The 16,213-nt window shown below is 62.0% G+C and carries 4 protein-coding genes; all 4 read right to left on the bottom strand.

The annotated features are described in order from the left end of the window. On the bottom strand, window positions 1–2,136 hold the full coding sequence (locus tag DW56_RS05710; RefSeq protein ID WP_029589741.1) for a type I secretion system permease/ATPase: 2,136 nt from the start codon (window positions 2,134–2,136) through the stop codon (window positions 1–3). 25 nt (window positions 2,137–2,161) lie between these two features. After that, window positions 2,162–3,460 carry a TolC family outer membrane protein gene (locus DW56_RS05705; RefSeq protein WP_234409237.1) on the bottom strand — a complete coding sequence of 433 codons (1,299 nt, stop codon included), beginning with the start codon at window positions 3,458–3,460 and terminating at the stop codon, window positions 2,162–2,164. A gap of 150 nt (window positions 3,461–3,610) precedes the next feature. Further along, a complete protein-coding gene (locus DW56_RS05700; RefSeq protein WP_029589740.1) occupies window positions 3,611–16,057 on the bottom strand; it encodes an Ig-like domain-containing protein in 12,447 nt (4,148 codons plus the stop codon). A 99-nt stretch (window positions 16,058–16,156) separates the two neighbouring features. Then, on the bottom strand, window positions 16,157–16,213 hold the full coding sequence (locus tag DW56_RS23125) for an IS1 family transposase (protein ID WP_003032489.1): 57 nt from the start codon (window positions 16,211–16,213) through the stop codon (window positions 16,157–16,159).

Raw genomic sequence — 16,213 nt, 5'->3', positions numbered from 1 at the left:
TTACGCCACCGAGGCCACGTTGCTGTTGCGTTTCGCCTGGTTGAGAATGGTATCGCGCGGGCCGTCAGCCACCACTTTGCCGTTCTCTACCACCACAATGCGGTCCACCAGCGAAAGCAGCGCCGGACGGTGCGTCACCAGCACCAGCGTGCGCCCGGTTAGCCACTGATGAAGCTGACGAATAACATACGTTTCCAGCTGTTCGTCCATTGAGGCGGTGGGTTCGTCCAGCAGCACAATCTGCGGGTTACGCACAATCAGCCGGCTCAACAGCACCATCTGCCGCTGGCCGCCGGAAAGCCCGCGCCCGCCTTCGTTAATCAGCCGGTCGAGGCTCGCCGCGTCTTTCTGCACCATTGAAAGCGCGCCGCTGATGCGCAGCGCCTGCAACAGCTCGCTTTCCGTGGCATTCGGATGGCCGAGCATCAGGTTCTGGCGCAGCGTGCCGAAGAAAAGACGCGAATCCTGCGATAAAAAGCCCACCTGGCGACGTACATCGGCAGGATCGATATGCGCCAGATCGACGCCATCAATAATCACTTTGCCTTTGCTCGCCTGCGCCTGCCCTGAAAGCAGCTTCAGCAGGGTTGATTTCCCGGCGCCGACTTTGCCGAGGATCGCCACGCGCTCGCCGGGTTTGATCTCAAGGTTCGGGATCCAGAGCGCCTGATCGCCCTTCTCCACGTCGTAGCTGTACTGCACATCCTGAAACTGGTAGTGCCCCGCCAGCACCGGACAATGCGCCATCTTGTTTTGCGCATCGCGATCGAGCGGCTTTTTCAGCAGTTCATTAAGCCCTTCCATCGCCGTTTTCGCGTGCTGCCAGCGTGAAAACACCATAGTGAGCTGCATCAGCGGCGCCAGCGTGCGCGATGAAAGCAGGCTACAGGCCACCAGCGTACCGGTGGTTATCTGGCCGTCCAGCACCAGATAACTGCCGAAGACCAGCATGCCCGCGTAAGTTATCTGCTGTACGGTGGAAGCCCAGCCGCTAAGGCGAGCGCCCCAGACGCGCTGTTTCATGCCGATAGTCGCGCCCACGCCGTGGGTATGCTCCCACTGGCGCTGGAAGTACGGCTCCGCCTGTAACGCTTTAATATCTTCAACCCCTTCGATGGACTCCACCAGCACCGCGTTGCGAATCGCGCTTTCACGCATCCCCTCTTTCGCGAGCTTCGCCATGGGCCACTGCACCAGAATGCCGGGAATAACGATAAGCGGGATGGCGATAAGCGGGATAGCCACCAGCGGCCCGCCCACCAGCGCCATAATGCCGAGGAACAGCAGCACGAAAGGAATGTCCATCGCCGCGCCGACGGTGGTAGAGGTGAGCAGCTCGCGCACCTGATCAATTTCGCGAAGCTGCGAGATAAACGATCCGGTGGATTTAGGTCGCGCGTCGTTTTTGATAGCCAGCGCTCGGGCGAAAAAAAGCGACGAAACGTTAAGATCGATATGCTTGCCCATGATGTCCGACACATGGGTGCGGGCGAGACGAATAAAAAACTCCAGTAGCGCCGCCAGCAGCACGCCGAAAAAGAGCACCCACAGGGTGGGAAAAGATTGCGCCGGAATAACCCGGTCATATACCTGCATGGAAAAGAGAATGCCCGCCAGCGCCAGCACGTTGCCGATAACCGACGCGAGAGAAATCTCCGCGAGCTTGCGCCCGGCATGACGGAAATGGCGCCAGAACCAGTGCGGCTCCCAGGGACGGGCGAAATCATCAATGCGGGAGTCGCGCCCGCGGGCGGCGATGCCGAGCAGCACGATTTCCGGCTTAATGCTCGTTAACAGCGTCTCCAGCGGCTCTTCGCGCACCAGGTCGCCCCCTTCGCTCAGCCAGTAACTGGCGAGGCCGTCGGCGTCGATATCTTCAATCAGCATCAGCCCGCCCTCTTCGAGCTGAACGATAACGGGCAGCGTCTGGCTGTTCCAGCGCATTTTATCAAGCTCGGTGAGCTTCACCTGTAGGCCCATCAGGCCCGCCAACCGATCAAGGCGCGAAGCCAGCGGCAGGTTTTCAAACCAGCGCATCTGCTGGCGCGCCGCCGGGGCATCGGCGGGAAGGCCGAAACGGCCCGCCGCGCGCGCCATGGCGCGGGTCCAGCTTTCAGTATCCGGGGTCTGGGACATCTAAAACTCCTTTTGTAGCCGCCGCTTAAAGCGACGGCAGGGTATCGCCGGTCATTCGGGTGCGTTCAATGCCGAGCATATCGAGCAGGTTGTCCACGGCGCCCGCATAGCGTACCGCCGCATCCCACGCGTCATAGCGCGCGGTGATCGCCGAGGTGTCGGCCTGAAAGACATCCTGTTCAATGCTCAGCAGATCATTAAGGCTGCGTTTGCTTAAGCGGTACTCGTCGCGATAAACGCCCCGCGCCCGCCCGGCGCTGCTAAGCTGCAACTCGCCCGCCCGCTGTCGCTGCTGCGCGCCGGTCAGGTCCGCCCAGGCGGTAGCGGCGCGCTGGTTAATATCCAGCTTGCTTGCTTCCACATCGGCGCGGGCGCTGGCGCGATCGCCTTCGGCGGCGTCGACGCGGGCGCTGACCGCCCCACCCTGGTAAATGGGCGCATCCAGCACCAGTTGCACTTCGTCATCCCAGTAATCGCCGTTGTCGTTCTGGTAACGGGTGCGGCCCGCCTGTACGGAAACGGTGGGCCAGTGCTGCGCCTGGGCCTGGCGAATACGCTGCTCGGCGGCGAGCTGTTTCGCCTGGGCGGCGCGCACCGCGTTGTTTTGCTCGTAAGGAAGGGATTTCAGAGAAATTTTCTGGCGCATTAAATCTTCCGGCAGATCCGGCAGATTGTCGGAGACCACGCCGGTCAACACGCTCAGCGCCGCCTGGGCGGAGCGGGTCTGGGCGCGGTATTGCTCAAGGCTGGCGTTCATGCCGGCGATGCGGGTCTGCGCCTGTAAAACATCCGACTGGGTACTTAAACCTGCTTCAGCGCGCAGGTTCGCCATATCCAGTACGCTGTTAAGGGAATCGAGATTGCGCTGCGCCGCCTGCGCCAGCGCCTGATAACGTTTGACCTGCAAGTAGGCCTGAAGGGTTTGCATGCCTACCTGGTTTAAGGTGTCGTAAAGACCGTATCGGTAAGCTTCCGTCAGGTTTTCCTGCTCATCGATGCTGCCGCCGGTTTTACCAAAATCGTAGATAAGCTGTTTGAGGTTAACGCCGCCCGCCGCGTTGCTGTTCAGCGAGCCGGCCGAGTCGGTGCGATGGCTGCGGCCTACGTTGCCTTGCAAAGAGATTTGCGGAAACCAGGCGCTTTCAGCCTCTTCGAGGTTGGCTTTGCCAACGCGGATTTGCGCCGCCGCCTGGGCGATTTTCGGATTGCGGGCGAAGGCGCGTAGTATCGCCTCCTTTATAGAAAGCTGCGCCTGGAGCTGTTCACTCGGCGCCGTCTGCCACTGAAACGTCTCCTCTCCATAGACGTTCAGGTTCACTCCCATCAGGGCTGCCGCAAGACACACGGAAAGCCCAAGCCGCCTGTGGCGTGCTTCGCTTTGCTTCATGATTCCACCTTAGTTATGCCCGTCCGGGCGTCGTGGTGATATTGTTAAAATAAACAGGAAAGGCCTCTTCCCTGAGGCCCCGTCGCATTACACGTGGTTAACGTGGATCCCTTGCTGAATAAGCACGTCGCCCAGGGTGTTAGCCTGCGAGCTGTTGTGGTAAACGTCGAACTGCACGCCGTCCATTTCCCGCTGCCCGCTAATTTCCCAGACATCCCCGGCGCCGTTAATCAGGTTCACCTGATCGCCCGCGCCCCCTTTCACCACCAGATCGTCTTCCGGCTTGTCGGTTACCGTCAGCGCCTGGTTCACATCCAGGGTCAGGCCGTTGGTGCCCGATTTACCAAGGTCGACAATCTCAATGTGTTGCAGTTTGCCCGCCAGCTCCGTCAGATTGAGCAGCAGGTTGACGCCATCCAGCACCAGGGTATCGGTGCCCGCGCCGCCGTCTATCTGGGTAAAGCCCAGCGAGGCGAGGTGGATGGTGTCGTTGCCTGCGCTACCCTGCACCGTATCGCCGCTCAACGACGTGCCGTCTGCGAGATCAATGCTGACGCCGCCGATGGTGTAAGCGCCGTCCACGGTGGAAGCTGCCGCCGCGCTGCTGTCTGTCGCCGCCGCCGCGCTGCTCTGCGTGTCATCGCGAACCTCGCTGGCGAGCAGGGTCTGCGCGCCAGTCTGCTGCTCATCTCCGGCGAGCGCGCTGTTATGCTCTTCGCTTGCGCTAAGCAGCGAGAAGGTTGCCGCTTCCGATTCCGCAGAGAGCGTCGTGAAGCCCGCAGGCGGCGTAGTGGAGATGATCTGCCCGCCAAGCCCGACGTTCAGGTAGCCGATATTGCCTGCCGCGTCCGCGGCGTAAATATTCAGCACGCTGGAAAGCGACAGAATTTGCAGAATATTCAGCCCAAGCCCGAGGTTGGCGCTCCAGTTACCGTTAGCGTCAGTAATGGCGGTGGTGCTGACCGTGCCATTGAGCAACGACAGGTGAACCACGGAACCGGCGCCAAGGTTGCTGGAGCCGCCGCGCAGCGTCAGACCGGAAGTCAGCAGCGTGAGCGGGTTCAGCGTCGCGAGCGGGTTGAAGGTCAGCGTCGGCGTAGTGAGTTTTACCGTTACGTCGGCGCTGGAGGTGTTGGTGTTGCCCACCTTGTCCGTCACCGTCACGCCCACTTTCAGCGCGCCGTTGGTTAACCCCTGGAGCACGGAGCTTGCCACCGGCAGCGACCAGGTGCCGTCGGGGTTTACCGCCGCGTTATAGTTATTGCCGCCGAGGTTTACCACCACCGAGGCGCCATCCGCCGCGCCGCTGATTTTCCCGCTCAGGACCTGGCCCGATGCCGCTTCGCTCACGTTCAGGTATTTGTCGTTACCAAACAGCGAGGTCAGCGAAATCGACGGCAGCGAGTGGGTAATCACATTCAGCAGCCCGCTGGTGCTGGTGCTGTTGCCCGCCGGGTTAACCACAGAGGCGTTAACCGCCAGGGTGCCGTCCAGCAGCCCGCCGAGATCCGTTTTCGGCACGGTGACCTGCCAGTTGCCGTCGCTACCCACCGTTGTGGTGTAGTTCTTGCCGCCCAGCGTGACGTTTACCAGCGAGCCGACGGCGTTAGTACTGGTGCCGGTGATCACCTGCGCATTCAGCAGATCGGCAACGTTCAGCCCGTTGTCGCCAAAAATGGAGTTAATGGCGATGGAAGGCAGCGCGCCGATGCTTACGTTCAGCCCGCCTGTCGCCGTTGCCGGGTTGCCTGCTTTATCCACCGCAGTGACCGAGACGTTCAACAGACCATCTGTCAGCCCCTGTAGCAGGTTAGTCGCTACCGGCACGCGCCAGGTGCCGTCCGCCGCCACGGTGGTGGTGAGGTTTAGCGGCCCGAGCGCCACGTTGATTTGCGTTCCCGCCGCCAGGTTGGTGGCGGTGCCGCTCAGCACCTGCGGGTTCAGCAGGTCTGAAAGGCTTAGCGTGTTGTCGCCAAAGAGCGGATTAAGCGCCAGCTGCGGCAGGTTCTGAATAAGCGCATTCACCACCTGGGTGCCGCTGCTCGCCACGTTGCCGACCGCATCAACCGCCTGCGCCGTAACAGTCACCGTGCCGTTCGCCAGCCCCTGCAACAGGGAAGCTGGCGCGGCGACCGACCAGACGCCGTTGACCACCGGCGCCAGTAGCTCGGTTCCGTTGACCAGCACGCGCACGGTGCCGCTGGCGAGGTTCGTTGTGCCGCTGATAACCTGCCCCGCTGCCGCTTCCGCCGCGTTCAGGAAGCCATCCGCGCCGCCCAACAGCGAGGTGATAGCCACCGTCGGCAGCGTGCCGATGCCGACGTTCACCACCGGCCCCGGCGCGGTCGTGCTGTTACCTTCCGGCGTGGTGATAGTGATAAGGCTGGTGAGGCTGCCGTCGGTCAGGTTCGCCAGTTGTGAAGGCGAAACCTGAATGGAGAAGAGTCCATTTGCGCCCACCGTGCCGTTGAAGGTCTGGTTGCCTAGCTGCACCGAGACCAGCGACCCCGCCGCCGCCTGGCCGACGGAACCGCTAATGGTCTGGCTGACCAGCGCGTCCGCCGCGTTAAGCAGGTTGTCGGTAAAGAGCGCGACCGTGTTCAGCACAGGTTGCAGCAGGCTCAGCGTCAGGTTGGCGCCCGCCGTGGCGCCGTTGCCGTACTGGTCAGCGGCGGTAACGCTTACCGCCACGTTGCCGCTACCCAGCGCCTGAAGCGCGCTCTGTACCGCCGCCGGGAGGTTAGCCGACCAGCTACCATCCGGCCCCACCACCACGTTAATGGCCTGGGTGTTGCCGATCTGCACGGTGAGGTTCTGGCCGTTAAGCCCGGTCGCCGTACCGCTAATCACGCCGTTCACCAGCTCCGGCACGCTAAGAATGCCGTTGCCGAACAGCGGCGCCAGGCTAATGGTCGGCGCCACGTTCGCAAGGGTAAAGCTGGCGCCCGTGTTCAGCACGTTGCCCGCCGTATCCGTTACCTGCACCTGCAAGCCCGTACTGCCCGAAGGCAGCGCGCTTAACAGCGCGTTTGGCAGCGTGGTCGTCCAGGTGCCGGTCGCCGCGTCCACAACAGCATTCAGCGTCTGGCCCGCCACGTTAACCACTACCGAGGTAACATCCGCCGCATTGCTGAGGGTGCCGCTCACTACCTGGCCTGCGCCGCCGGCAAGATCGTTGAGGTTGATGATGTTATCAAGGCCAACCAGCACGTTGCCCACTATCGGCAGGTCCGAGAGCGCCAGGTTAAAGTCGATAAGCTCGTTGGTTGTATTGCCGAAAGCATCCGTCACGCCGACGTTAAGTTGCAGCGTCTGGTCAATCAGCCCCTGCCACAGGCTCGGCGGCAGGTCGATAGTGAAAGAACCGTCGCCCGCCAGCACCGGCGCCAGCGGAATATTCACATCCGTGCCGATAACAGAAGCCGTCACCGTCGCGCCGCGGTAGTCGCCGCTTACCCGCCCCGTCAGCACCTGAGTCACCAGCGATTCCGCTACGTTCAGAATACCGTCGCCGCCGAACAGGTCGTCCACCAGCACGCCCAGCCCCTGGTTAAGCGCCACGTTAAGCGCTACCCGGTTGGTGGAGGTGTTGCCGTTCGCGTCGGTCGAGGAGATTTGAATCACCTGCGCGCCGTCGGTCAAGGTGGCGAGATCCAGCTGCGGGAAGGTGTAGGTCCAGTTGCCGTTTTGATCCACGGTCGCGGTAGAAGAGAGCGGTCCGAGGCCAATCGTCACCGTCTGGCCCGGCTCGCCGGTGCCCTGCAACAGCAGGCCGCCTGCGGCGTTCACCGTATTGAGCACTGCCGGAACGCTAAGCGCATCGACGGTCAGCAGCGGCGCGTCCACATCCACCGTTAACGGACGTTCTACCGTAGCCGGGTTGCCTGCGGCGTCGGTTACGGTCGCGGTAACCACATAGTTGCCGCTTGTCAGCCCATCGACCGCGCTCTGCGGCACTGTCGTGCTCCAGGTGCCATCCGGGTTAACCGTGGTGTAGTAGTTAACGCCGTTCAGATTGACGGTCACCGGACGGCCCGCTTCGGCGGCATTCACCTGGCCTGAGATAACCAGCGGCGCGCCGGTTTCGCTGGTGCTGAGCACGTCGTCGCCCGCCAGCACGTTAATGCCAAGGCCCTGCGGCGCGACGGTGTCTACCGCCAGCGTGCTGGTGGCGGTAAACGGATCGCCGCCAGGCGCCGGGCTTACCACGCTTGCAGTAAGGGTGTAATCGCCCTGCGCCGGGAACGCGCTGCTCGCCACTGGCACAGCCCAGGTACCATCCGCGTTGATGGTCACGGTGCCGATAGCTTGTCCGTTAAGAGACAGCGTCAGGGTCTGGCCGGCAAGATCGGTAGTACGCCCCGTGATGGTCACGACGCCGCCGCTCAGTTCCGCGGCGTTAAGCACCCCGTCGCTGGTTACCGGATCGATATTTACGCTGAATGCCGGCGGCGTGAGATCGTACGTCACCGTCAGCGTTGGGCTGGTGGCCGTGTTTCCTGCGACATCGGTAACTGTCGCCGTCAGCGTGCCATCGGCAGGGTTAAGCGTGGCGAGTTGCGCAGGCGTCAGGGCAAGCGCCCAGGTTCCGCCCGGCTGCACCGTCGTGGTAAACACCTGTCCGGAGAGGGTCACCGTCACCGTCTGGCCCACCTGCACGTTGGTGGTGGTGCCGGTAATGGTCTGCCCCTGCTGGCTTTCCACCCAGTCAAGCTGGCCGTCGCCGAACGGCGTGGCAACGGTAATGGTCGGCGTTTCGAAAGCCACGGTGACAGGCGTAATGCCCACGCCGGTGTTGCCCGCGCCATCGGTAATATTAACGGTGATGTTCTGCGGGCCGCTGGCGATGCCGTTCAGCGCGCCCGGCGCAAGCGTCACGCTCCAGGTGCTGCTCGCCACATCGACAACCGCCGGGAACTCCCTGCCGCCAATGGTGACGGTAATTTGCGTCCCTTCGGTATTCACCGGCGTGGTGTAAACGCCGCTAAAGGTCAGGGCGCCGTCAGCTTCGGCAACGGTAAGGTAGCCATCGGCAAGCGCAGAGTTTGTGGCGGGATCCAGCGTCGCGGTCGGCGGCGTAAAGGCCACCAGGAACGACGGCGCCGGGTCAAGCGTGGTGCTGTTGCCGTATTGATCCTGCGCCGTCACGCTCACCGGCACCTGCGTGCCGCTGGCGAGATTTTGCAGCGAACCGGCAGGCAGCGCCACAGACCAGCTTCCGTCGTTTTCAACGCTGGCGACATAGGCTATGCCATTAATGTTCAGCGTGACCGTTACATACTGGTTTGGCCCCGTTACGCCCGTGGAGCCGCTAATGGTGGTATCGCTTGCCGCTTCAGCAAGGTTGAGAATATTGTCGCCGCCAAACAGCGGGTCTACGGTCGGCGTCGGCAGCGTGGTTTCTACCGCGAAGGTGACCGGGTCGGAGGTATCGATGTTGCCTGCCGCATCCTGCGCCGTCACGGTAATGGCTGGCGTAGTGCCTGAAGGCAGCGACGCCAGCACTTCAGTAGGGATAGTGACTGTCCAGTCGCCGTTTGCCGCCGTCTGCGCCGTTCCCGTCCAGGTAAATGCGTTCACTGTGAGCGTCACGGTAACGGTCTGCCCTTCGCCTGTCGCGCCGGTATTGCCGGTAATGACCTGGCCCGCAGGCGCGTTAGCTTCTGCGTTTGTCAGCACCTGGTCGCCAAATAGCGGGTTGACGGTCACATCCGGCACGTTGTTGATAACCGCCGTGACGGTTTCCGCCAGGCTATTCGCATTGCCTGCGGCATCGGTCACCACAATGTTCACCGGGATCTCGCCATCCGGCAGCGCGGCAAGCTGCCCCGCCGGGATAGTGACGCTCCAGGTGCCGTCGCCGTTAGAGGTTGCTGTAATCGGCGTGCCGTTGTTAAGGGTTGCCGTCACCGTCAGCGGACGATTCGGATCCGTTACGCCGGTGTTAATGGTGAAGGTATAGTCGCCCGTGGTTTCCGCAACGGTCAGCACGTCGTCGCCAAACAGCGGCGCGGTCAGCGCAGGGGTTGGCAAAGGCGTAACGAAGCTTGTGAAGGTCTCCGGCGCGCTGGTGGCGGTGTTGCCTGCGCGGTCAGCTACCGTAACGGTCAGCGAATGCGTCCCGTCGGCAAGCGCGGCCAGCACCTCTGGCGTTAAGGCCACAGACCAGGCGCCGGTGTTATCCACCGTGCCGACAATCGGCGCGCCGCCGTCAATCGAGACCGACACCGTCTGGCCCGGCCCGGCAAGACCGGTGGAGCCGTTCAGCGTCTGGCCTGCGCCCGCTTCGGCGGCATTGAGGAAGTCATCAGTAAAGATCGTCGCAGGCAGCGTAGCCGCAGGCGTTGCCAGCACCAGCTCAAGCGTCACGCTGTTAGTGGCCGGGTTAGCGTAGGCGTCAGCCGCGCTAACCGTCGCGGTGAACTGCCCGCTACCAAGCGCCGAGAGCAGCGCGCTGCCGCCAGCGCCCACTTCCACGCTCCAGACATTTTCCGCCGTGACCGAGCCTGTGTAAGTCTGCCCGCCAATGGTCAGGGTAACCGGGGTTCCCACCGCAAGCCCGGTTGAGGTGCCGGTAATGAGAATGACGTCTGAGGCTTCAGGCCCGTTGATGACGTTATCGACAGAGACAGGGTTGAAGGCCAGCGTCGGCAGAACGTCGTTACCGACATCAACCGTAATCGGCGAGGTGCTGACGTTGCCCTGGGTGTCTGTAGCCTGCACGGTAAGCACCACATCGTCGCCGGAGAGCGCCTGCAACTGCGCCGCCGGAATAGCCAGCGTCCACTCGCCCTGCTCGTTAGCAACAACCGCAGTGGTGATCGGCTGGCCGTTCACCAGCACGATTACGCTGGCGCCCGGCGCCGTTGTGCCGCTCAGCACCTGATCCACCGCCGACTCGCCCACGTTCAGCAAGCCGTCGTCAAAGACGCTGCCCGGATTGATGGCAATCGCCGGACCGGTGAAGTCTGCCAACACATCCTGGGTTCCTGTCGCCGGGTTCTGCGCGGCGTCAGTCGCGTTGACGGTAACGGTGTAAGTGGTGCCGTCGACAAGCGCCGCCAGCGCAGCGGACGGCACAAGCACGCTCCACAAGCCGTTGGCGTCTGTCGTGGTGTTGTAGGTGACGTTGTTGAAGGTGACGGTTACCGGCGTTCCTGCCGCCAGGTTTTGCGACGTGCCGCTCAGGGTGAGATCCGCGCCGCGCTCAGCGGCGTTAATAACGTCATCCTGCGCCACGATATCCACCGTCAGCTGCGGCAGGGATCCTGGCTGCGCCACGATGTTCACTGGACGATCGACGGTGATCGGGTTGCCAGCGGCGTCGGTCACCGTCACGCTTACCGGTAATGAACCGTCGGCGATGCCTGCGGTGGCTGCCGCCGGAATTTCCACGCTCCAGGCGCCGCCCGCCTGCACTTCCCCTTCATAGGTCTGACCGTTAATCGTTACGCGAACGATCTGCCCCTGTTCTACACGCTCGGTCGTCCCGGTGATGGTAAAGGCCACGCCCACTTCGGCGGCGTTAAGATAATCATCGCCCGTGATGGGGTCGATTTGCAGCGCCGGCGCATTCAACGGCGAAGCGTCCAGCGCAAAGCTGACGGTATCGCTCGTGCTGTTGCCTGCGGCGTCGGTGACGGTGGCGGTTACCGCTACCGGGCCATCCACAGCGCCGCTCAGCGCGCCTGCCGGCAGCGTAACGCTCCAGGTGCCGTCGCTCAGCACCAGCGCGATATAAGCCTGGCCGTTAACCTGCACCACGACCTGCTGCGGATTCGCCGGATCGTAAGTTGCCGTACCGGTGATTTGCAGCGGCTGCGTCACCTCAATGCCATTGACGATGTTGTCAGCCGTTACATCGTTGATGGTCAGGGCTGGCGCAGTTTTATCCACCAGCAGCGAGCTTTGCAGCACGTTCTGGTTGCCTGCGCCGTCGGTGGCGGTGATGGTAAGCGCCAGCGTGCCGTCGCTCAAAGCCTGAAGAACGGCAGGGGTCAGCGCCAGCGACCAGTTGCCGCTCGCGTCTACCGTCGCCGGGTATTCTGTTTGCCCGATAAGCACGACGACCGTCTGGCCTGCCCCCGTTACGCCGGTAGAGCCGTTAAGCGTACCGCCTGCGGCCGCTTCGGCTGCGCTCAGTATGCCATCGGCAAACGGCGTATTGAGCGTCACCACCGGCAAAGCGCTGGTGATAAGCGTGAAATCATGCGTGGTGGAAAGCGGGTTGCCTGCGGCATCTACTGTCGATACGGCAAACGTGACGGTGCCGTCGCTGATAAGCGCGGCGTCCGCCTGCGGCACAATAACGCTCCAGCCGCCGTCAGCCTGCACGGTAGCGGTGTACTGTTTGCCGTTTAAGGTAACGATAAGCTGGCTGTCTGCCGCCACGTTGTAAGTCGTGCCGCTAATCGTCAGGCCATTGGCAATTTCGCCAAGCCCGACGCTGTCGTCGCCGGTCAGCGGCGCGACCACGACAGAGCTGAGGTCGGTGTTGACGGTGAAATCACGGCTTTGCGACGCCGGGTTGCCCGCCGCGTCGGTGACCGTCGCCGTAAGCGTATAACTTCCCGAGTTGAGGCCCGCCAGATCGGCAGGCGGTACGGTGACAGACCAGTTGCCGCTGGCGTCGACCAGCGCCGTCCAGCTGGCTGCTCCCAGCGTTATCGTAACCTGCTGGCCCACCTGCACGTTAAGCGAGGTGCCGCTGAGGGTAATGCCCGCCGCGCGCTCAGCCGCGTCGATAATGTTATTGGCGGTGACAGGATCGATATTCAGCAGCGGGGTTTGCGTGGCATCCGCCGCTACGTTAATGGTGCGTGTAGTGGTGCTGCTGTTGCCTGCGGCGTCGGTCGCGGTCACGTTAAAGACCGCCTGGCCGTTTGGCAGCCCTTGCCATACTTCCGGCGGCACGGTAACTGACCATTCGCCGCCTGCGCCCGTTACCGTGCCGTTTAACGTAACGCCGTTTATGGTTACCACGATAGCCGAACCTGTTTCTGCCCCAGCGGCGACGCCGGTCAGCGTTTGCGCCGCGCCAGCTTCGGCAATGTTCAGATAATCATCGCCCGTAAACGGATTAACGGTGATCTGCGGCGGCGTGATATCCACTGTAAACTGGGTATTCAGGGTGTCGGTATTCCCTGCTGCATCGGCAACGACAACCTGCACCGGCACGGGCGACTGGGCTTCGGTCAGGCTGCTCAGCGCGCCGGAAGGCACCGTCACGCTCCAGTTGCCCTGGCTGTCCACGGTGCCCTGATAAACCTGGCCGCCAAGCGTAACGTTAACCGTCTGCCCGGCGCCCGGGTTGCCAGTGTTGCCGCTAATAATTTGGTCGGTTGTGGTTTCGCCAGCGCTCAGCACGCCGTCATCAAAGAGAGGGTTCGAGGTTGCGGCGGGCAGATTGTTAATCAACACATTCAGCGTGTGGAGATCGGTTACCGTGCCGTCCGGCAGCTGCGCTGTGGCCTCCACGGTATAAGTCCCGTCTGTGGTAATAGCCAGCAGGGCCGCGGAAGGAATTTCCGTTTGCCAGTTGCCGTTAGCGTCAACCGTCGCGTTATAGGTCGCACCGTTGAACGTCACGACAACCGCCGTGCCGACCGGCAGCCCGGCGCTGGTGCCCTGGATAAGCAGCGGCGAACCCGCCTCGGTGCGGTTAAGGTAGTCATCGGCAGAGATAATGCTGATAGCCACCGCGTCGGTGGTGGTGTCTACGGTAACAGGGTAAGCGATGGTCGCAGACTGATTGAAGGTGTCAGTTACGCTCACCTGCAATGTGTTCGCACCTTCACTCAACGCCTGCAATACGCTAACCGGCACTTCCACACTCCAGTTACCGCTGCTGTCCACCGTCACGCTCTGCGACCAGTTGCCGAAAGAGACGCTGACCGTGCTGCCCGGCGCGGCGTCGGTTACGCTGCCGGTAAGGGTTTGCGCGGTTTTGATTTCGGCGGCATCCAGGATGTTATCGTCGGTGAACGGATTAACGTTCACCACAGGCTGAGTGGATTTTACGCTGATGATCTGCGTGGTTTCGGTAACGTTGCCTGCCGCGTCGGTAACGCTTGCGACCAGCGGATAATCGCCGGAGGTGAGGCTGACCAGCGCTTCTGCCGGCAGGTCAATCTGCCAGCGGCCATCGTCGCCAACCACGGCGGTATAGGTTTGGTTATTAAGGGTTACCGTGACCGTCTGGCCCGGTTCAGTGCTCACGCCGCTCAGCGTTTGCGTGCTCGTCAGCTCCTGCGCGTCGAGCTTGCCGTCGCTGGTCAGCGGCAGCACGCTCAGCAGCGGCGGCGTGGTGTCGAGCGTCGCGGTGGTTTCGGTGCTGCCGATGTTGCCTGCCCCGTCTGTCACCACCACCGTAACCGGAATATCGCCCTGCGGCAGCGTCTGGAGCTGCCCGGCAGGCACGGTGATCGACCAGTTGCCTTCGTTATCAACCGGCGCCGTATAGTTCTGGCCGCCCACCTGCACGGCCACCGTCTGGCCGCTGCCGGTCACGCCGGTATTGCCGCTGATTATCTGATCCTGCTGGATTTCGCCTGCGCTCAGCAGCCCGTCGCCAAAGGGCGTATCGACTACCGGTTGCGGCAGATGGTTAATCGCGACATTCAGCGTGCGTACATCCTGGGCGCTTTGATCGTTAAGCACCACTGTCGCCGTGATTTCGCGCGGGCCGTCCTGCAACAGCGCCAGATCTTCCGGCGGAATGATGGCGCTCCAGTTGCCTGCGTTATCCACCACTGCGTTATAGATTTTGCCGTTGAGGCCCACCTGCACAACGACGCCCGGGCCGCTGACGGTAGTAATGCCGCGCACTTCCAGCGGCTGAGTGGATTCCGCCGCGTTCAGGTTGTCATCCGTTGACAGAATGGCGATGGCGATGCCCGTCTGGGCGCGGTCGATGGTGATGCTGGAGGTGATATCTACGGTGGTGTTATCCGGCAGCAGCGCAGTGGCGGTCAGCGTGGCCGTGCCGTCCTGCAACGCCTGGAAATCCGCCGCGGGAATAACGGCGCTCCAGCTGCCGTCGCCCAGCACGCGTGCATAGTAAACCCGCGCGCCCAGCGTCAGGGTAATCAACGAATCTGCCGGAATGTTCTGCGTATCGCCGGTCACGATTTGCGAAAGCTGGAGCTCGGCGTTGTTCAGCGCGTTGTCGCCGCCAAGCGGGTCGATGGTCACTACCGGTACGGTGAAGTTAACCGAGAAGGATTGCTCCGCCGTGGTGGTGTTGCCCGCCGCATCGGTAAGGCTGACGCCCACCGTATAGGTCTGGCCTTCCGTCAGCCCCTGCAATGCTGTCGACGGGATAGTGGTTTGCCAGCTGCCATCGGCGTTGACCACGGCGGTATAGGTTTGACCGTTCAGCGTCAGCGTAACGGTCTGGCCTGCCTCTTCGGCAGAGGTGAAACCGCGCACCAGTTTATCGCTGGCGGCCTGGATCTCATCCAGCACGCCTGCTGGCGTGAAATCGGTAAGTTCGAGCGTAGGCGCTGTGGCGTCGACGGTGAGGTCAATGGTCTGCGTGGTCGGCAGGCCGTTCGCGTCGACCAGCGTGACGGTGATGGGGTTGCTGCCGTCAGCCAGCGCCTGCAATGCCGCTGCGGGCAGCGTCGCGCTCCAGGTGCCGTCGCCGTTAACAATCGCGGTGTAGGTTATGCCGCCAAGGGTGATGGTTACCGTCGCGCCAGCGTTATCGGCTTCCGTACGCCCGGAGATGACAATATCCTGCGCACGCTCCTGCGCGTTGATGAGATTATCGCCCGTGACAGGATCGACAATCAGCGTGGATGGCAATGGCGGATCGTCCGTCGGCAACGGGTTTTCGCCGCCGTCGCCTCCCCCGCCGTTTCCGTTATTTCCGCCGCCGTCGCCTCCCCCGCCGTTTCCGTTATCTCCGCCGCCGTTGTCACCGCCGCCACTATCTCCGCCGCCATTATCGCCGCCGCCATTATCGCCGCCGCCGTTATCTCCGTCGCCGTCACCGTCGCCGTTTCCATTGTCGCCGCCGCCGTTGTTGTTATCGTTGTCGCCTCCGCCGCCATTACCGCCGCTGCCGCCTGCGGCAATGGCAATACCTGCGATACCCGCCACCGCCGCGAGGCCGCCCAGCACGGCTGCCGTGGAGACGCCTTCTGCGCCAATCAACGCTTCAGTAGAGGTTTCAGCGAAAGTGGGAACGATAGCCTCGGCTGTCGCCGGGCCCGCTTCAGTTGCGAAAGGAAAGAGAGCATGGTGCACGCCCTGCTCATCCTGGAAGATAAGTTCACTGTGCAAGCCTTCCGCATCCAGGCGGAAAAAGTTCTGGTAGCGAACCGTAGTGCCATCCCGCATATGGACAATCAGGTCATTGCCCTGACGCTCATAAGAATTAACAGATTCCGGTGAAGCGTTAATTCTCACCACACTGGTCTGGGTTAAATTTACAATTCGATCAGCATTCTTGGAATATCGAATAACCGTATCCCCTGTTTTCTGGTTGAGTATATCTACGGTTCCGGGAAGGCTATTTTGCACGGCCATTTGGTATTTCCTCTCGCTATAAAAACAATACTGCGCGCGACTACGACGTAAAAAAATTACGTCAGCAAACATGCAGCACACCTTGGTAATGACTCCAACTTATTGATAGTGTTTTATGTTCAGATAATGCCCGATGACTTTGTCATGCAGCTCCAC

The sequence above is a fragment of the Franconibacter helveticus LMG 23732 genome (assembly GCF_000463115.2).
GTDB classification, from domain to species: Bacteria; Pseudomonadota; Gammaproteobacteria; order Enterobacterales; family Enterobacteriaceae; genus Franconibacter; species Franconibacter helveticus.
The sequence above is the reverse complement of the archived record's forward strand: the minus strand, read 5'-3'. Positions and strand labels throughout refer to the sequence as shown.

Coding starts and splice junctions, on each gene's coding strand:
- DW56_RS05700 (WP_029589740.1), bottom strand. CDS start 16,057: ATGGCCGTGCAAAATAGCCTTCCCGGAACCGTAGATATACTCAACCAG.
- DW56_RS05705 (WP_234409237.1), bottom strand. CDS start 3,460: ATGGGAGTGAACCTGAACGTCTATGGAGAGGAGACGTTTCAGTGGCAG.
- DW56_RS05710 (WP_029589741.1), bottom strand. CDS start 2,136: ATGTCCCAGACCCCGGATACTGAAAGCTGGACCCGCGCCATGGCGCGC.